The sequence below is a fragment of the Paenarthrobacter sp. NPDC092416 genome (assembly GCF_044755025.1).
Lineage (GTDB): Bacteria > Actinomycetota > Actinomycetes > Actinomycetales > Micrococcaceae > Arthrobacter.
Genome location: NZ_JBIVQG010000016.1, coordinates 1 through 16,787 on the forward strand (window position 1 = coordinate 1; position 16,787 = coordinate 16,787).

General features: G+C 62.2%; 21 protein-coding genes. 6 read left to right on the forward strand and 15 right to left on the reverse strand.

Annotated features, from left to right (window positions below):
• From ACIQC5_RS21260 to ACIQC5_RS21285, 6 genes are all read left to right on the forward strand, one after another.
• Nucleotides 1-210, forward strand: a 210-nt coding sequence (locus ACIQC5_RS21260) for a hypothetical protein (protein ID WP_400287043.1), incomplete at its 5' end; no start/stop codon positions are given.
• Between the two features lie 184 nt (nt 211-394).
• A complete protein-coding gene (locus ACIQC5_RS21265) occupies nt 395-1,639 on the forward strand; it encodes a PucR family transcriptional regulator (protein ID WP_400287045.1) in 1,245 nt (414 codons plus the stop codon).
• 88 nt (nt 1,640-1,727) lie between these two features.
• A complete protein-coding gene (locus tag ACIQC5_RS21270) occupies nt 1,728-2,657 on the forward strand; it encodes an ACP S-malonyltransferase (protein ID WP_400287047.1) in 930 nt (309 codons plus the stop codon).
• The gene (locus ACIQC5_RS21275) at nt 2,654-3,715 is read left to right on the forward strand and encodes a beta-ketoacyl-ACP synthase III (protein WP_400287049.1); all 1,062 of its coding nucleotides are present in this window, start codon (nt 2,654-2,656) and stop codon (nt 3,713-3,715) included. Before ACIQC5_RS21270 ends, ACIQC5_RS21275 begins: the two co-directional genes overlap by 4 nt.
• A gap of 116 nt (nt 3,716-3,831) precedes the next feature.
• Nucleotides 3,832-4,077, forward strand: a complete 246-nt coding sequence (locus tag ACIQC5_RS21280) for an acyl carrier protein (RefSeq protein WP_011692310.1) — start codon at nt 3,832-3,834, stop codon at nt 4,075-4,077.
• Between the two features lie 133 nt (nt 4,078-4,210).
• Nucleotides 4,211-5,446 (forward strand): beta-ketoacyl-[acyl-carrier-protein] synthase family protein, encoded by a 1,236-nt coding sequence (locus tag ACIQC5_RS21285; protein ID WP_400287051.1) that lies wholly within the window; start codon nt 4,211-4,213, stop codon nt 5,444-5,446.
• A 145-nt stretch (nt 5,447-5,591) separates the two neighbouring features.
• On the opposite strand, the gene ACIQC5_RS21290 is transcribed toward ACIQC5_RS21285, so the two are convergent.
• The 15 genes from ACIQC5_RS21290 to ACIQC5_RS21360 all read right to left on the reverse strand — a co-directional run bounded on the left by ACIQC5_RS21290 (nt 5,592) and on the right by ACIQC5_RS21360 (nt 16,761).
• Nucleotides 5,592-6,095: a DUF3145 domain-containing protein gene (locus tag ACIQC5_RS21290; protein WP_400287053.1), complete on the reverse strand. Its 504-nt coding sequence runs from the start codon at nt 6,093-6,095 to the stop codon at nt 5,592-5,594.
• A gap of 225 nt (nt 6,096-6,320) precedes the next feature.
• A complete protein-coding gene (locus ACIQC5_RS21295) occupies nt 6,321-7,220 on the reverse strand; it encodes a tyrosine recombinase XerC (protein ID WP_400287147.1) in 900 nt (299 codons plus the stop codon).
• Between the two features lie 87 nt (nt 7,221-7,307).
• Entirely contained in the window at nt 7,308-8,528 is a 1,221-nt protein-coding gene (gene dprA / locus ACIQC5_RS21300) for a DNA-processing protein DprA (protein ID WP_400287055.1), read from the reverse strand.
• 8 nt (nt 8,529-8,536) lie between these two features.
• Nucleotides 8,537-10,078: a YifB family Mg chelatase-like AAA ATPase gene (locus tag ACIQC5_RS21305; protein ID WP_400287057.1), complete on the reverse strand. Its 1,542-nt coding sequence runs from the start codon at nt 10,076-10,078 to the stop codon at nt 8,537-8,539.
• Nucleotides 10,079-10,435: a YraN family protein gene (locus ACIQC5_RS21310; RefSeq protein ID WP_400287059.1), complete on the reverse strand. Its 357-nt coding sequence runs from the start codon at nt 10,433-10,435 to the stop codon at nt 10,079-10,081. It lies immediately after the preceding gene.
• A 118-nt stretch (nt 10,436-10,553) separates the two neighbouring features.
• Nucleotides 10,554-10,898 carry a DUF2469 domain-containing protein gene (locus tag ACIQC5_RS21315; RefSeq protein ID WP_216923842.1) on the reverse strand — a complete coding sequence of 115 codons (345 nt, stop codon included), beginning with the start codon at nt 10,896-10,898 and terminating at the stop codon, nt 10,554-10,556.
• An 83-nt stretch (nt 10,899-10,981) separates the two neighbouring features.
• Entirely contained in the window at nt 10,982-11,713 is a 732-nt protein-coding gene (locus ACIQC5_RS21320; protein ID WP_400287061.1) for a ribonuclease HII, read from the reverse strand.
• Nucleotides 11,713-12,582, reverse strand: coding sequence for a signal peptidase I (gene lepB, locus ACIQC5_RS21325; RefSeq protein ID WP_400287062.1), 870 nt, complete (start codon nt 12,580-12,582; stop codon nt 11,713-11,715). Before lepB (ACIQC5_RS21325) ends, ACIQC5_RS21320 begins: the two co-directional genes overlap by 1 nt.
• Nucleotides 12,583-13,260, reverse strand: coding sequence for a signal peptidase I (gene lepB, locus ACIQC5_RS21330; protein ID WP_400287064.1), 678 nt, complete (start codon nt 13,258-13,260; stop codon nt 12,583-12,585).
• A gap of 82 nt (nt 13,261-13,342) precedes the next feature.
• The gene (rplS, locus tag ACIQC5_RS21335; protein ID WP_090818948.1) at nt 13,343-13,696 is read right to left on the reverse strand and encodes a 50S ribosomal protein L19; all 354 of its coding nucleotides are present in this window, start codon (nt 13,694-13,696) and stop codon (nt 13,343-13,345) included.
• A gap of 268 nt (nt 13,697-13,964) precedes the next feature.
• Nucleotides 13,965-14,765: a tRNA (guanosine(37)-N1)-methyltransferase TrmD gene (trmD, locus tag ACIQC5_RS21340; RefSeq protein WP_400287066.1), complete on the reverse strand. Its 801-nt coding sequence runs from the start codon at nt 14,763-14,765 to the stop codon at nt 13,965-13,967.
• Entirely contained in the window at nt 14,766-15,320 is a 555-nt protein-coding gene (rimM, locus tag ACIQC5_RS21345) for a ribosome maturation factor RimM (protein WP_400287068.1), read from the reverse strand.
• A gap of 131 nt (nt 15,321-15,451) precedes the next feature.
• Nucleotides 15,452-15,694 (reverse strand): RNA-binding protein, encoded by a 243-nt coding sequence (locus ACIQC5_RS21350; RefSeq protein WP_207614856.1) that lies wholly within the window; start codon nt 15,692-15,694, stop codon nt 15,452-15,454.
• A 1-nt stretch (nt 15,695) separates the two neighbouring features.
• Entirely contained in the window at nt 15,696-16,118 is a 423-nt protein-coding gene (gene rpsP, locus ACIQC5_RS21355; RefSeq protein ID WP_377670688.1) for a 30S ribosomal protein S16, read from the reverse strand.
• Between the two features lie 205 nt (nt 16,119-16,323).
• Nucleotides 16,324-16,761 (reverse strand): hypothetical protein, encoded by a 438-nt coding sequence (locus ACIQC5_RS21360; RefSeq protein WP_400287070.1) that lies wholly within the window; start codon nt 16,759-16,761, stop codon nt 16,324-16,326.
• Nucleotides 16,762-16,787 lie beyond the last annotated feature (26 nt).

Genomic DNA, 16,787 nt, shown 5'->3' on the forward strand with positions numbered 1-16,787 from the left:
CTCGGAGCAGACGGCTTCGGCTTCTCCGACACCCGCCAAGCCGCACGCCGCTACTTCAAAAACGACACCCACTCCATCGTCGCCAAAACCCTCCAACTCCTCGCCGCCAAGGGAGAAGTTGAAGAAGGTGCGCTGGAAAAGGCGATCGATAAGTACCGTCTCCTGGATGTGAATGCCGGGACCACCGGCGGATCAGGCGGCGACGCCTAGCAGGCAGCGACACGCAGCAATAACGCCAGCACCAACCGGACGGCGGCTTCCACCAACAGGTGGGGGCCGCCGTCGGGCTTTAATCAGCGCCTGTTCCGGCGCCGACAGGACGTGACCGCCGACAACTCGAGTTGTAGCCTTCTCACAAATGGAGCTTGCCAGCGATGCACCGTATGCTCGTTCCATGGCAGAGTCGACACAGTCCCCTTCAAAGCGCAAAGCAGCTACCCCGGCGCTTTCGCCGGAAAAGGCGGAGACTCTGAAACAACTCCGCGCGAACGTCGGACAGCTTTCCACCTCCACCATGCGGAAACTCGAGAAGTCCCTGCCTTGGTACAGTCGCCTGAGCTCGGACGAACGCTCCGCCCTGGGCCTTGTGGCGCAGAACGGCATTGCAGCTTTCGTGACCTGGTACGAACGCCCGAGTTCGCCGTCCTGGATCCTTACTGACGTCTTCGGGAACGCGCCCACTGAACTGACACGCTCCATCAGCCTGCAGAAAGCGTTGCAACTCATCCGGATCGTGGTGGAAGTTGTTGAAGACCAGGTTCCGGTGATCGCACCGGAGTCCGACCAGCCATCCCTGCGTGAGGCCGTACTGCGGTATTCGCGGGAAGTCGCGTTCGCTGCCGCCGACGTCTACGCCAGGGCAGCCGAGTCGCGAGGTTCGTGGGACACACGGCTGGAAGCCCTCATTGTGGACGCAATCCTTCGCGGTGAGAATACCGACGCCCTGCGGTCCCGAATCGCGGCCCTCGGCTGGAAGGCGCAGGAACGGTTCACGGTTATGGTAGGCAACTCGCCGTCGGAACCGAGCGCCAGCTACGTCAGTGAGCTGCGGCGTACCGCTGGCCGGTTCGCCGAGGACGCGCTGGTCGGTATCCAAGGTGACAGGCTCATCCTCATTCTGGGCGGTGTACAGGATCGTGATACGGCCTACGTGAAGCTCAGCGAGCTTTTCGCGCCGGGTGCTGTTGTTTATGGCCCCGAAGCCGGTTCATTGCTGGAGGCGAGCAGTTCAGCGCAGGCGGCATTCGCCGGCCTCACGGCCGCCCGCGCGTGGCCGTCGGCTCCCCGCCCCGTTGCCGCAGATGACCTGCTGCCGGAGAGAGTGGTATCCGGCGACGATGCCGCCCGCCGGTCACTGATCAAGAACATCTACAGGCCCCTGCTGGCAGCCTCGAATGGACTGGTGGAAACACTGGGAACGTACCTCGAACTCGGACACTCACTGGAGGCCACGGCGCGTGAACTGTTCGTGCACGCCAATACGGTGCGCTACCGTTTGAAGCGTGTCTGCGATGTCACAGGCTGGGATCCGCTCCTTCCAAGAGAAGCCTTCGTGCTTCAAACGGCCTTGGTAGTGGGCAGGCTTTCGGCCCAGCCGAAGGCCTCTCCCGAGCGTCACGCATCGCGTTCACAGAACTGAACCGTTGTAGACTTCCTACAAAGTGACCCAGTGAGCTTGGTGTACGGAAACACCACTGAATCACGTGGCAATTTGGAAAGCTGGATACGTGCTTGCAATCGTCTGCCCTGGACAGGGCTCCCAGACCCCAGGATTTTTGGCCCCTTGGCTCGAACTTCCTTCCGTAGAAGGCCAATTGGCCGCCATGAGCGAGATCGCAGGCATTGACCTCAAGGCCCACGGCACCACCTCCGACGAAGAAACCATCAAGGACACTGCCGTAGCGCAGCCCCTGATTGTCGCTGCCGGGTTGGTCGCCGCAAAGTCTTTGTTCGACGTCGAACTCAGCGCCTTGCCCGTCATCCTCGCGGGACATTCAGTCGGCGAAATTACCGCCTCGGCCCTTGCCGGCGTCCTCACCGAAGAGGAAGCAATGAGCTTTGTTCGGGAGCGCGCCAACAGCATGGCTGCCGCCGCCGCTGTCACACCCACCGGCATGAGTGCCGTAGTTGGCGGAGACCCTGCAGAGGTACTTGCGGCCATTGAGGCCTCGGGTGCCACTCCCGCCAACGTCAACGGAGCAGGCCAAACGGTAGCCGCCGGAACCTTCGAGCAGCTCCAGGTGCTTGCAGACAACCCGCCGGCCAAGGCCCGGGTTATCCCGCTCAAGGTTGCAGGAGCATTCCATACCTCACACATGGCACCGGCCGTGAGCGCCCTCGAGGCACTCAAGCCGTCGCTGAGTCCACAGAACCCGGCTGTCCCCCTGCTTTCCAACTTTGATGGCAAGGAAGTCACAGCGGGTACTGCTGCAGTCGAGAGCCTGATCGCACAGGTGTCCCGACCCGTCCGATGGGATCTCTGCATGGAAACATTGACCCAACGCGGCGTCACGGGCGTCATTGAATTGGCCCCGGCGGGTACGTTGGCCGGACTCGCCAAGCGTGGCATGCCCGGCGTAAAGACCGTCGCAGTCAAGACCCCGGACGATCTGTCCGCGGCACTCGCACTTTTCGCCGAACTGGAGGGTCAGGCATGAGCGCCCCCGTACTGAAGCAAGCGCCGGTCAACGAAAACACACGCATCCTTGGCATTGGCGCCTACCGCCCGGACGTCATTGTCACCAATGACGATGTGTGCCAGTGGATTGATTCCTCGGACGAGTGGATCCGCCAGCGGACCGGCATCATCACCCGCCACCGTGCCGCCGCCGACGTCAGCGTCATCGACATGGCCGAAGGCGCAGCACGTGAAGCCCTCCAGCAGGCCGGCATCGAAGCATCCCAGCTGGGCGCGGTCATCGTCTCCACCGTGACGCACCCGTACGCGACGCCGTCCGCTGCCGCTGCACTCACCGACCGTTTGGGCGCGACGCCGGCACCCGCGTTCGACATTTCCGCCGCCTGTGCCGGCTACTGCTACGGCGTAGCACAGGCAGATGCGTTGGTCCGCTCGGGCGCAGCACAGTATGTCCTGGTGGTGGGAGCCGAAAAGCTTTCCGATGTCATCGACAACCATGAGCGCACGATTTCTTTCCTGCTCGGCGACGGCGCAGGAGCAGTGGTGGTCGGCCCGTCCGACACCCCTGGCATCGGCCCCTCGGTGTGGGGATCGGATGGCAGCAAGTGGGACGCCATCGGCATGACCCACTCCCTCGAAGACGTCCGCAAATTGGGCGAATCTGCCCGTCACTCGGATGAAATCGACGACCCCGCCATCCTCTCCGCTACCCAGGATGTCTGGCCCACGCTGCGCCAGGATGGCCAGACCGTGTTCCGCTGGGCTGTATGGGAAATGGCAAAGGTCGCCCAGCAGGCACTTGACGCCGCAGGCATCGAGGCCTCCGATTTGGCCGCATTCGTGCCTCACCAAGCCAACATGCGCATCATCGACGAGATGGTGAAAAAGCTCAAGCTTCCCGAAACCGTTGTGGTTGGCCGCGACATCGCACAGGCCGGCAACACTTCGGCCGCATCCATCCCCTTGGCCACGCACCGCCTGCTGAAGGAAAACCCGGAACTCAGTGGCGGTTTGGCTCTGCAGATCGGCTTCGGCGCCGGATTGGTGTTCGGCGCGCAGGTAGTCGTTCTGCCGTAGACCTGGACCGGCCCCGGTGGCCTCCAGCCAACTGAATATGACTTACAGACCCAAACCGTATCCGCGGTTTGCCCCCTTTCCGGCAGCAGCCGGCACAACAAGAAAAGGAGCCAACAATGGCTAGCAACGAAGAAATCCTGGCCGGCCTGGCTGAAATCGTCAACGAAGAGACCGGCCTCGCCACCGAAGCCGTCGAGCTGGACAAGTCCTTCACCGAGGACTTGGACATCGACTCCATCTCCATGATGACCATCGTCGTCAACGCCGAAGAGAAGTTCGGCGTGCGCATTCCGGACGAAGAGGTCAAGAACCTCAAGACGGTTGGCGACGCAGTGAGCTTCATCGCCAACGCACAGGCCTAGTCCTGGCACCAGCTGTGCCGGGCCGGGATGCTGAATCCTGACCCGGCACAGCCGCACCACCACCCAAAGATTTTTCCAGCCGCCCTCGCCTTGAACCGTGACCGGACCGGCTGATCCGACAGAGAGTGATCGCATGGCACGCAAAGTAGTCATAACCGGTCTGGGGGCCACCACTCCCATCGGCGGCGACGTCCCCACTATGTGGCAGAACGCGCTTAAAGGGGTCTCCGGTGCCCACACGCTCAACGACGAGTGGGTGGCCAAGTACGACCTCCCCGTCCACTTTGCTGCCCGGTGCTCGACGCCGGCACTTGAGGTCCTGAGCCGCGTTGAAGCCAAGCGTATGGACCCGTCCACGCAATTCGGCGTCATCGCTGCCCGTGAAGCCTGGGCAGATTCCGGGATCTCGGAGATCGACCACGACCGCTTGGCGGTGGCTTTCGCCACCGGCATTGGCGGAGTCTGGACCCTGCTGGATGCGTGGGACACGTTGCGGGAAAAGGGACCCCGCAGGGTGCTGCCCATGACCGTTCCCATGCTGATGCCCAACGGCGTGGCCGCTGCGGTCAGTCTTGACCTCGGCGCCCGGGCCGGCGCGCACACTCCGGTGTCCGCGTGCGCGTCCGGAACAGAAGCCCTGCACTTGGGCCTTGACCTCATCCGCTCCGGCAAAGCCGACGTCGTGGTCTGCGGTGGAGCTGAAGCAGCAATCCACCCCATGCCGCTGGCCGCGTTCTCCTCCATGCAGGCTTTGTCCCGTCGTAACGACGAGCCCGAGCGTGCTTCGCGCCCCTACGACATTGACCGCGATGGCTTTGTCATGGGTGAAGGTGCAGGCGCGTTGGTCCTGGAAGCCGAAGAACACGCGATCGCCCGTGGTGCGCGTATCTACGCTGAACTGGCAGGCACGTCGGTGACGGCCGACGCCTACCACATCACAGCTCCGGACCCCGAAGGCCTCGGCGCCACCCGCGCACTCAAGGCCGCGATGTTCGACGGCAGGATCCAGGCGGAGGACGTCGTGCACGTCAACGCCCACGCCACCTCCACTCCCGTTGGCGACAAGCCCGAGTACACGGCCCTCCGTGCCGCCCTGGGGACCCACGTGGACAATGTGGCGGTCTCTGCCACCAAGTCGCAGATGGGACACCTCCTGGGTGCTTCAGGGGCCGTGGAGGCAGTCCTTACCGTTCTGGCGGTCTACGAACGCAAGGCTCCAGTTACCATCAACCTCGAGAACCAGGATCCCGAGATCCCACTCGACGTCGTGACCTCCGTGCGAGACCTGCCCAGCGGCGACATCGTGGCACTGAGCAACTCGTTCGGCTTCGGTGGACACAACGCTGTCATTGCAGTCCGCAACGTTTAGGGTTCACGCTCGAGTCGCTTGATGCCCGGCATGGTTTGATGCCTTATATAAAGGAGGGCCCCACCGTTTGGTGGGGCCCTCCTTTTGCTATGGGGATGAAGCCGGCGGGTCATCGATCGACCCGACAGTTTCTTTCGTAACGAGGCTAGCCGACTTGGTGCAACCAGCGGACGGGGGCACCTTCTGCTGCGTGGCGGAATGGCTCCAACTCCTCGTCCCAGGCTTCGCCCAACGCCAGTGACAACTCGTGGTAAACCGCAGAGGGATCTCCGGCACCAGACTCGTAGGCGTACCGGATGCGGTCTTCGGTGACCATGATGTTGCCGTGAACATCAGTCACGGCGTGGAAAATTCCCAGTTCAGGGGTGTGGGACCAGCGCGCGCCGTCTACACCTTGGCTCGGCTCTTCGGTCACCTCATAGCGCAAGTGCGCCCACCCACGGAGGGCGGACGCCAATTGAGCTCCGGTGCCGGGCGTGCCGACCCACGAAAGCTCTGCGCGGAACATTCCTGGCGCTGCAGGTTGAGGGGTCCACTCAAGATCGGTCCGCTTGTCAACGACCGATCCGATGGCCCACTCAACGTGCGGGCAGAGTGCCGTAGGGGCCGAGTGGATAAACAAGACACCGCGGGTTGTTGCAACAGACATTCCATCCTCCATAGCTGTAGGTACGTCTTCCCCAACGACCTCTGCACGGATGGCTTCTGCTGCGCCCGATGCCACGAATGTTCCATGGACCTTGCCAGGCTATTCAGTTTTTAAGGCATTACCTTGATTTTGGCACGGACAGAACCCTCAACTATGAATTGAAGGTTCCCCCGTAGTGCTTTCATTTTGCCGTACGCTGGCCGATTGCGCCAGTGCGGTCAGCCGTCAAGCCCTCGGGTGTGCCTGCTTGTAGCTGTTCCGCAGCCTGTCGACCGAAACGTGCGTATAGATCTGAGTGGTTGCAAGGCTGCTGTGACCCAGGATTTCCTGCACTGCGCGCAGATCCGCTCCACCGTCCAGCAGGTGTGTCGCTGCGCTGTGCCGTAAGGCGTGCGGGCCGGTTGCTGACGTATCTCCGAGTGCTTCCAGAAGTTCTTTGACCACGGACCGGACCTGGCGGGGATCCACGCGGTTTCCCCTGGCCCCCAGAAAGACTGCCGGCCCGCTCGAGCCGGTAACGAACGTGGGGCGGCCTCTTCGGAGCCAATCATCCACAGCGACTGCCGCCGGAACGCCATATGGCACCGTGCGCTCCTTATTCCCCTTACCGATAACACGCAGTGTCCGGCGGTCCGGATCCAGGTCATCGATGTCCAGCCCCGCGAGTTCTCCCACGCGGACTCCCGTGGCGTAGAGGAGTTCCACCATGGCCCGGTTCCTCAACGCCATGGCGCCGCCCTGGGCCGCTGCACTGTCCAAATCGGCCACCATCCGCGATATTTGCTGCTGGTGAAGGACCCCAGGAAGCGACTTCTCCCGTTTGGGTGCCTGAAGTCGGATGGCAGGGTCAACGGCTATCAGTTCCTCGCGGAGGGCCCAAGCCGTGAAGGACCGCGCGGTGGCGGCCCTTCGTGCCAAGGTTGCCCTGGCCATGCCCGCCTCACTTTGTGCACCCAGCCACCGACGCAAGGAGCCAAGCTCCACTTGATCGAGCGCGTCGATTCCCTCGCGGACGGCGAAGCCCAACAAGCTTTCGACATCGGCGACATAGGCCCGGATGGTATGGGCGGACCTGGCACGTTCGCCCTCAAGGTATCGCCGGAAACCCTTGAGGGCGTCCTGCATCTGGGCTGGCAAAGTCGTTGAATCCACTCTCCAACTCTGCCAGCACCAGCGCCTTTCGCCACGTATCAACATGCACCAGAAGAGCCCCTAGGCTTTCTTCGTGCGTTTCCAAGCGCCACGTTCCGAAACGGCCAACCCCAGCAATCCAAGCCTGCCCAAACCCGCCCGCACAGCGTCCGCGCTCAGACCGGCCACCACGGTGAGTTTCTCCACCGAACTGGCCGATCGGAGTGGCAATGCATCCAGCAGGATCAAGTCCTCCAGCGATAAGCCATCGTGCGCTGCGGCAGGCGAATCGACATCGCGAGGCATTGCTGTGCCACTCGGACTGGCCAACTCCAGAATCTCGCCTACATCCGTTACGCAAACGGCCCCACCTTCGCGCAGGAGCCGGTGACAGCCAGCCGAGTTCGCGCTGTGGATCGACCCGGGAACCGCGGCCACAGCCCTGCCCATGGTCTCCGCGTGATGCGCAGTGTTGAGGGCACCTGAACGCCACCGCGCTTCCACCACTACCGTGACCGAGGCCAAGGCAGCGATGATCCGGTTGCGCTGCAGGAACCTGTACCGGGTGGGGGCCGATCCCGGAGGTACCTCCGAGATGACTGCGCCCTGATTGGCGACGGCCCGCAGCAGTTCTTCGTTCCCCGACGGGTAGAAGCGGTCAACTCCCCCAGCCATGACAGCGATGGTTGGGACTGATGCGACACCACCGCTCAAGGCTCCGCGGTGGGCATGCGCATCAATCCCGTACGCGCCCCCCGATACAACCGTGTAGCCCCGTTGGGCCAACCCGTAGGCGAGGTCGCCGGTGACCGACCCTCCGTAACTGGTACTGTCCCTCGAGCCAACCAGGGCAACGGCCTGCGAGACCGCCGGGAGGTCCTGCTCCTGTCCCCGCCACCACAGGCACAAAGGCTCCTGAAGCCCGAGATCGGATAACTGCTGTGGCCACAAGGCATCACCGGGAATGATGATTCGGCCACCCAACCTCTTCATCGTCTCCACGTCGCGTTCGGGTGCGAGGTCAGGAACCCGTGGCGCCCAACGGCGCAGGCTTGCCGGGAGCCCTGGCCACGAGGCCGGGCCCCTTGCATCGGCAAGCAAGGCCGACAACTCCTGTTCCAAGGCCGCCCCGGCGGACAACTCGCCCGTGGCGACGCCAACCGCATCAATGGCACCGAGCGCCCTGACGAGCGCCAGCCCAACAGAATCCTGGGGTTCCATGAGCCGTGCCAGCGCCGCCCGCGCAAGCCGTTCGTTCCTCCGTGTATCCGATGTGCCCACTACTACGCTTCCTTTCGTCATGGCGCCCCTCACGCTCCTGTGGCTGCGCGACGCAAACCCAGCGCTTGACCGATATGGTCGGCATCCGGCGCGTCCTGATGCCCCAGGTCCGCCAGCGTCCACGCCAGCCGGAGAACGCGGTCATAGCCTCGGGCAGTTAACACACCCCTTTCCAGAGCTGTATCCAGAATTCGCGTTGTTCCCAATGGCAGTCTCAATTCGCCCCGCAAGGTTCGACCGGGCACCTGGGAATTGGTTTCAAGTCCGAACGGCTTCAGTCGTTCAAACTGGCGCAGCCGGCCAGCCAGGACGCGTGCGGCAACCATATTCGTGTCCTCTTCTGAGCCTGCCTGGCCGAAATCTGCCAAGGAAACCCGCTCGACCTGCAGTTGAATATCCACCCGGTCCAGCAAGGGCCCCGATATTCGGCCGAAGTAGCGACGTCGCATGGTGGCCGTGCACGTGCAGTCCATGCCCTTGCCGGCAGCTTTCCCGCACGGACAGGGGTTGGCTGCCAGGACCAATTGGAACCTGGCAGGGTAGGCCGCCGTTCCGGCTGATCGGTGGATCACCAATTCACCGCTTTCAAGCGGCTGCCGCAGGGCATCCAGCACCCGCCGTTCATACTCTGGTGCCTCGTCAAGGAACAGCACGCCCCTGTGCGCCCTCGAGGCAGCACCCGGGCGGGGAAGACCCGACCCCCCACCGATGATCGCGGCCGCCGTTGCCGTGTGATGCGGATTCTCGAAAGGAGGCCTTCTGACAAGCTTCACGGCAGATGTCTGAACTGCCGCCAGCGACCGGATCGCCGTAACCTCCATCGCTGCTTTGTCTTCAAGATCGGGCAAAAGCCCCGGCAGCCGTTCAGCCAGCATGGTTTTCCCCGCCCCCGGAGGTCCTGTCAGGAGCATGTGGTGCCCGCCCGCAGCGGCGACTTCCAACGCCCGCCGGGCTTCAGTTTGTCCTGAAACATCGCAGAGATCCGGGACCCGGGAGTCGGCGTCGCCACAGTCTTCCTGAAGATCGCCGTCCAGGGGGTCGTAGTCCAAGGCGAGATCCTTGGGATCGGCGCCGAAATCGAAAGCGAGCCGGGCCAATGTCCTGTACCCGCGGACCCTTGCGCCAGGGACCAAGGACGCCTCCGCGACGTTGGCCTCCGCCACCACAATGTCCGGATAGCCGGCCTGCACTGCGGCCATGACAGCCGGAAGGATGCCACGAACCGGCCGAAGCCTGCCATCGAGGCCAAGCTCCGCGATGAAGACGGTTCCGCCGATCGAACGGATGTCCTCTGCGGCGCAGAGGACTGCCATGGTGATGGCGAGATCAAATCCCGACCCCCGTTTCGGCAGCGAAGCGGGGATCAGGTTCGCCGTGATTTTTCGGCGGCTCAGGGGAATGCCGGAGTTTTGGGCGGCCGAACGGATGCGTTCCTTGGCTTCATTCAGTGCCGCGTCCGGTAGGCCCAGGATGACAAAGTTGGGAAGGGTTTGACCGATATCGGCCTCGACTTCAACAATGTAGCCGTTGAGGCCCACCAGGGCGACACAATGGCTGCGCCCGACACCCATTTAGCCCACACCCCGCAAGTGCTCAATCCGCGGTTCGCCAACCCCGTCATCGATCACCGACACAACGTCCACGCGCCTGCTGGGTGCGTGCAGCTCGTGATCCCGGCACCACGACGAAACAAGCCGATGTAAGCGCGCGAGCTTTGCCGCGCCAACTGCCTCGAATGGATGCCCGTAAGCCAGGCTCCGGCGAGTCTTCACCTCTGCCACGACGAGTGTCTCGTCGTCCAGTGCCACGATGTCGATCTCGCCGTCGCTGCACCGCCAATTGCGGTCAACGATCCGCATACCCTGGTTCTCCAGGAAATCCGCTGCCAGCGCTTCGCCGCTGCGGCCAAGAATGTCTTTGGCTCTCATAACCACCTCCGCTACCAGCTTTCACGCTGGCAACAGGGCGCGGCAGGGGTCCGTTGGGCTATGTGGGTAACCCGGTCAAATCAGGCTTGTGGAGGAGAGGTGTTGTTGACCAAACCGGCTAGTTGCCGAGGTCGCCCAGATCGCCGAGCCCGCCGTCCTTCGGTAAAGCAAGGTCTTCGTTGCGCGGCAGTTCCTCGACGTTAACGTCCTTGAACGTGATAACCCTGACGTTCTTCACGAAGCGGGCCGAACGGTAGACGTCCCAGACCCATGCGTCCTGCAGCGTCAGGTCGAAATAGACTTCGCCGTCGGCGCTGCGGGCCTGAAGGTCAACGTGGTTGGCCAAGTAGAATCGCCGCTCTGTTTCCACGACGTAGCTGAACAAACCGACGACATCCCGGTATTCACGGTAGAGCTGCAGCTCCATGTCGGTTTCATAGTTCTCAAGGTCCTCGGCGCTCATGGTTCCATCTTGCCTTATCCACCGTGCCCACTGCGCCACCAACGAACAGGGGCTACATTCGCGGACACAACTGACGTGTGCAACTACAGCAGATGCCAGCTCTGGCGGTGGTAGGCGCTGGGACCCTGCAGCCGTATCACTTCGCGATGGGCTGCGGTGGCATAGCCCTTGTTTTCATTCCACCCAAACACCGGCAGTTCTGAATGCAGATCCACCATGATCCGGTCGCGAGCAACCTTCGCAAGCACACTGGCGGCCGCAACGCTGAGGCAACTCATGTCGGCCTTGACGCGGGTATGGACGGGAGCCTCACAGGAGGGTCCAGCAGGTCCGGTGTCGAAGAGTGACGCCTGGACTTCGGGTGAAAGCCAGTTGTGACTGCCGTCGAGCAGCACAACGTCGGGGGTAACCCCGGATTCCAGAATTTCAAACCAAGCGCGGGTTCCGGCAAGCCGGAGCGCGCCGATGATGCCGATGTCGTCGATTTCCTTGGCAGTTGCATGGCCAACAGCGCAGGCCACAGCCCACTCGCGGACCAGAGGCTCAAGCCTGTCCCGGTCTTCGGGCTTGAGCAGTTTACTGTCCCGGACATCAGCCAGCAGGCCATGGTCTTCGAGATTGACCACAGCAATCCCCACGCTGACAGGTCCGGCCAGAGCCCCTCTGCCTACCTCGTCCACCCCAGCCAACAACCGCACCTCCGGCGAAAGGAAGGAGCGTTCAACGTCCAACGTTGGAAAACTCACTGGAGCCTTCGCCCTGGCCTGCGTCTTTGTGGGGGATGCGGTTTTCTTCCGCGTTGTTGCGGTAGCCATTATTTGCCGGCGGTACCTGCGGGCACGTTCTTGAAGACGTCCGGGTAGTTATCCAGGACAGTCCAACGGTTGACGGGCCAGGCAATGACGGTCGCCTTGCCCTCAACATCTTCCAGGTTGATAAAGCCACCGTTGACTTCCTGGTGGCTTCGGGAGTCCGCCGAGTGGTTACGGTTATCACCCATCACCCATACCTTGCCCTCCGGGACCACGATGTCGAACTGGTTCGGTTGGGGCACCTCCGCCGGATTGATATAGGTTTCGTCCAACGGCACGCCGTTGACGGTCACACGGCCACCCGCATCGCAGCACGAGACCCGATCTCCAGGCAAACCGATGACTCTCTTAACGAGGTGCTGTTCGTTGTCGTCAGCCGCGAGGCCGATGAATTCCAAACTATCCCCCACCCAGTCCATGGGTCCGGCGGGCTTCTTGGTTACTGCCGGAAGCCATCCTTGGGAGTCCTTGAAGACCACCACGTCTCCACGTGCCAAGTCGAAAGGTTCCGGAACCAGCAGGTTAATGAAGATGCGGTCGTTGACATCCAAGGTGCTTTCCATTGATTCCGAGGGAATATAGAAGGCCCTGAACAGGAAGGTCTTGATGAGGAAGGACAACACCACCGCGATGGCGATCACGGTGACGATCTCCTTGACCCACACCAAGAGCTGATTCCCGCGAGGCTTGCTGTCCTCGGCAGCGGCCGACGTCCCGGCATCCACTGCACCAGATCCGCCGTCATCGCGCACACCGGACGTTCCGTCGTCGGCCTCTACGGATTCAGCGACGCCGGCAACGCCGGTGGTGCCGTCCGAGAGCCGGGCGTCGTCATCATGGCGCTCGGGGTTCTCTGGAGCTCTGTCCGGCATCTACTGTCCGTTCTTCGAAGGTAATACGGCCTGCGCGGAGCGAGGCATATCTGCAAATCTATCAAGTGGCCAGATGATCTGGACCGGCGATCCGATAACCCGGTCGATAGGAACCATGCCCCCGCCGGGCGCACCCAGGAGTCCGCGTGAGTCAGCGGACCGTGAGCGATGATCCCCCATCAACCACAGGCGCCCTTCCGGAACTACGACGTCGAACTTCTGGTTGCTCGGCGCGTCCCCGGGATAAACATAGGGTTCCTCAAGGACCTGACCGTTGACTGTGAGGAGTCCGTCAGCGCCGCAACACTGGACGTGGTCGCCCGGAACGCCGATGACGCGCTTCACATACGTTGTGTCGCTGCCGGTCAGCCCAAACCACTGGCTTGCGGCGGCGGCTGCGTCAAACAGGGGCCCCTTGCCACTGTTGAGTGGCGCGAACGAACCGCGGCCATCGAAGACCACTATGTCACCGCGCCGGATCGGTTCAGCATTGAACGCGGTCCGCGAGACAAGAATCCTGTCCCCGTTGCCCAGCAACGGTTCCATGGATTCGGAGGGGATGAAATACACATCGATCCAGAGAGAGCGGACCAGGCCGCTGCTGGCGATCGCCAGCACCAGTGCCAGCAACGCAAAACGCCAGCCCTGTTTCCGGGGCTGGCGTTCTGACTGATCCATGATTCGTATCCCTGTTGCGTTGCGGATTGCTCCGGCACAAACCGGGCACGAATCCTGGACCCGTTGCGTAAGTCGCGGGGACTTACTTGGCGAAGTCGCGCTTTTCCTTGATCTTCGCAGCCTTACCGCGCAGTGCGCGCATGTAGTAAAGCTTGGCGCGACGGACGTCACCCTTGGTGACGACCTCGATCTTGTCGATGATCGGGGAGTGTACCGGGAAGGTACGCTCTACGCCGACACCGAAGGAAACCTTGCGGACGGTGAAGGTTTCGCGAACGCCGTCACCCTGGCGGCCCAGGACGAAGCCCTGGAATACCTGGACACGGGAGTTCTTGCCTTCGATGATGTTGACGTGAACCTTGAGGGTGTCGCCCGCGCGGAACTCCGGAACATCGCTACGCAGCGAAGCTGCATCTACGCTATCGAGGATATGCATTAATCCACTCCTGGTGAACGCCACAGGTCATTCACTTTGGGTCACGGCGGACAAGCCCGCGGCACGAAAGCCAGCCGGAAATCTCCGCCGAAGTTTCTTAGTGTCCGGCTCCGCCACTGATTGGCGGCGCCGGGTTGTCCGGCTGTTGGCTACGCTCCCCCTGTGGCAGGTGCTAGCCCAGCAGACACAAGGGTTAATTCTGCCACATGCCGATCCATCCGACCAATCATGTGGCTACTTTGTGTTGCCGCCGACGTCAAAGGCAGGGTCAGTTTTGCGCGTCGCCGGCGGGACGGCTGCGCAGGCGGCCATCAACGACGTCGTAGCCAAGTTCCCCGAGGGCGTTACGGTCCGCGCGACTCAGCTGACCGGCGTCGAACTCCGCAAGCAGGTCCGGACGGCGTTCGGCGGTGCGGCGGAACTGTTCGTGCCGGCGCCACTGCGCAATTTTGCCGTGGTTGCCGCTGAGCAGGATGGCGGGAACCTCATGCTCACGCCACGAGGACGGCTTGGTGTACACCGGATACTCCAGCAGGCCATCCGAGTGGGATTCCTCAATCAAGGATTCGGGGTTGCCCACCACACCGGGAAGCAAGCGACCGATTGCTTCAACCATTGCCAGTACCGCAACCTCGCCACCGTTGAGGACGTAGTCGCCCAGACTGACGGGCCGCACGGTAAAGTGCTCCTGCGCCCAGTCGATGACACGCTCGTCGATTCCCTCATAACGCCCGCAAGCGAAGACGATCTGCTCTTCTTCCGCGAGTTCGTAGGCCAACGCCTGATTGAACCTCTCCCCTGCGGGCGAAGGCACAATCAGTACCGGTTTGGCGCCTTCGCGCACCCCGGCCACGGACTCCAAAGCCTGCGCCCACGGCTCCGGTTTCATCACCATTCCGGCGCCACCACCGTAAGGGGTGTCGTCCACGGTCCGGTGCTTGTCCGTGGTGAAAGAGCGCAGATCATGGACGTTGAGTTCCAACAGTCCGTCCTGACGGGCCTTGCCGATGAGCGACAATTCCAACGGAGCGAGGTACTCCGGGAAGATGCTGACGACGTCAATCCTCATTCAGGCATCATCCCCGGCGCCGTCATTTGGCTGTTCCGCCGAGTCATCGTTGATCTCGAAAAGACCTGCCGGCGGGGTGATGAGGATGTACCCTTCCTCGACGTTAACCTCTGGCACAATCTCGTCAACGAAGGGAACCAGGATCTCCTTGCCATCCTCGGACTTGATCATGAGCAAGTCCTGTACGGGCATGGTGTTGAGGGCTGCAACCTTGCCCACCACCTGCGAACCAACCCGCGCCTCCAAGCCCACCAGTTCGTGCTCGTACCAGCCCTCGTCATCGTCGTCGTTGTCGAGGTCTTCGGTTTCGATGAAAAGCTTCGCGCCGCGGATCACTTCTGCGGCATTGCGGTCGGCAATTTCTTCGAATCCCAGCAGTAGGATGTCCTTGTTCCACCGGGCGCTGCGGATGGTCAATGGACCTGCAGACGCCGGCTCCACCACAAATTCCGTTCCGGCAACGAAGCGTTCAGCGGGGGCGTCGGTGAGTACTTGGACTGTAACTTCACCGCGGATGCCGTGGGGTTTGCCGATCCGGGCCACCTGGAGCTGCATGGGTTCCTCTGAATTCTCGTTGTTGCCCGCGCTGCCGGGCAGACACGGAATGAAATGTTGGATAAAGCAATCCGGCCCCTCCACCATATTCGGTGAAGGGGCCGGATCTAAGACAAGTATTGCTGAGCGCGTTACCGGCGGCGGTCGGTGTCGACGACGTCGACCCTGACCTGCTCGCCACCTGCCAAGGCTGCAACTACAGTGCGCAGTGCGCGTGCGGTGCGTCCTTGACGGCCGATCACCCGTCCGAGGTCGTCCTGGTGAACACGCACCTCGAGGGATTCCCCGCGGCGGTTGTTCTTGGCACTGACCTTGACATCCTCAGGGCTGTCAACGATCCCACGGACCAAGTGCTCGAGCGCTTCTGCCAGCAACTTACTCAGCCTCGGTGGTCTCTGCTTCAGCCTCGGCCGGAGCTTCAGCAGCTTCGTCCTTCTTGGCCTTCTTGGTGATGGCTTCCGGAATGATGACGGAACCCTTCTCCGGTGCAACGAAAGCAGCCTTCGGAGCCTTGGTCTTCAGGGTGCCTTCCTGGCCCGGGAGGCCCTTGAACTTCTGCCAGTCACCGGTGATCTTGAGGATCGCGGCAACCTGCTCGGTCGGCTGGGCACCAACGGAAAGCCAGTACTGGGCGCGCTCGGAAGCGACCTCGATGTACGACGGCTCTTCGGTGGGGTGGTACTTGCCGATCTCTTCAATGGCACGGCCATCGCGCTTGGCGCGGGCATCCATGACGACGATGCGGTAGTACGGTGCGCGCATCTTACCGAAGCGCTTAAGGCGAATCTTTACGGCCACTTTTGTGGTCACTCCTGTTTCTTGAAACGAGGCGAACCCGTCGTTCTGCACCCGTGGGGCGGGCCTTACTTGGGGGTTCAAAGGACAAGATTTAGGCACGGAGAGAGGGGCCGCACCGATCGAGTACCTGTCTATTGTGCCAGATGCCGGAAGTATTTACGACTTGCGCCACTCCGACGCCATATTCCGGATGGCAAGGAACTCGTCAGAGGGACCAGACATACAACCCGGAGCGTTCCGCGTTTTCCACGTCGGCTGCCAGGGTGGCCAGCTTGTGGACGAACTGACGGGACTCATCAGGGCCGAACGGCATGTCTTCCTCGGCCGCCCAAGCGTCAGCTACATCCTCAAGGACATTGCCCTCGCCCTCGCTTTCGTACGTGAGGAGTTCCGCCAGGGCCCTCACCATGGCTTCGGGCACACCCAGCAGCGCGTCAGTGGTGACATCCACCATGGCCAGTTCGTAGTCCGCGCCGGCGGCGTGAACAGCCTTCCCGGCAAGGTCGCCGAGCTGCTCGACTTCGAAGTCGGTAATGTCGGGAATCCTGACGGCCGAAGCCGCAGCGTCGGCGCCGCGTTCCAGGGCAGCTGCCCGCTTGAGTGCTTCATCGTGGGTGGCAACAAAGATTTCGGCAAAGCCCATGGAAAGTACTCTCAATCCTTCGTGCT

Excerpts from the sequence above, each read along its gene's own strand:
- ACIQC5_RS21290 (WP_400287053.1), bottom strand. The coding sequence starts at position 6,095 with ATGTCTGTTGCAACAACCCGCGGTGTCTTGTTTATCCACTCGGCCCCT.
- ACIQC5_RS21280 (WP_011692310.1), top strand. The coding sequence starts at position 3,832 with ATGGCTAGCAACGAAGAAATCCTGGCCGGCCTGGCTGAAATCGTCAAC.
- dprA (WP_400287055.1), bottom strand. The coding sequence starts at position 8,528 with ATGACGAAAGGAAGCGTAGTAGTGGGCACATCGGATACACGGAGGAAC.
- ACIQC5_RS21275 (WP_400287049.1), top strand. The coding sequence starts at position 2,654 with ATGAGCGCCCCCGTACTGAAGCAAGCGCCGGTCAACGAAAACACACGC.
- ACIQC5_RS21265 (WP_400287045.1), top strand. The coding sequence starts at position 395 with ATGGCAGAGTCGACACAGTCCCCTTCAAAGCGCAAAGCAGCTACCCCG.
- ACIQC5_RS21285 (WP_400287051.1), top strand. The coding sequence starts at position 4,211 with ATGGCACGCAAAGTAGTCATAACCGGTCTGGGGGCCACCACTCCCATC.
- ACIQC5_RS21315 (WP_216923842.1), bottom strand. The coding sequence starts at position 10,898 with ATGAGCGCCGAGGACCTTGAGAACTATGAAACCGACATGGAGCTGCAG.
- lepB (WP_400287064.1), bottom strand. The coding sequence starts at position 13,260 with ATGGATCAGTCAGAACGCCAGCCCCGGAAACAGGGCTGGCGTTTTGCG.
- rimM (WP_400287068.1), bottom strand. The coding sequence starts at position 15,320 with ATGCAGCTCCAGGTGGCCCGGATCGGCAAACCCCACGGCATCCGCGGT.
- ACIQC5_RS21320 (WP_400287061.1), bottom strand. The coding sequence starts at position 11,713 with ATGGCTACCGCAACAACGCGGAAGAAAACCGCATCCCCCACAAAGACG.
- ACIQC5_RS21295 (WP_400287147.1), bottom strand. The coding sequence starts at position 7,220 with ATGCAGGACGCCCTCAAGGGTTTCCGGCGATACCTTGAGGGCGAACGT.
- rplS (WP_090818948.1), bottom strand. The coding sequence starts at position 13,696 with ATGCATATCCTCGATAGCGTAGATGCAGCTTCGCTGCGTAGCGATGTT.
- ACIQC5_RS21310 (WP_400287059.1), bottom strand. The coding sequence starts at position 10,435 with ATGAGAGCCAAAGACATTCTTGGCCGCAGCGGCGAAGCGCTGGCAGCG.
- ACIQC5_RS21360 (WP_400287070.1), bottom strand. The coding sequence starts at position 16,761 with ATGGGCTTTGCCGAAATCTTTGTTGCCACCCACGATGAAGCACTCAAG.
- lepB (WP_400287062.1), bottom strand. The coding sequence starts at position 12,582 with ATGCCGGACAGAGCTCCAGAGAACCCCGAGCGCCATGATGACGACGCC.
- trmD (WP_400287066.1), bottom strand. The coding sequence starts at position 14,765 with ATGAGGATTGACGTCGTCAGCATCTTCCCGGAGTACCTCGCTCCGTTG.
- ACIQC5_RS21305 (WP_400287057.1), bottom strand. The coding sequence starts at position 10,078 with ATGGGTGTCGGGCGCAGCCATTGTGTCGCCCTGGTGGGCCTCAACGGC.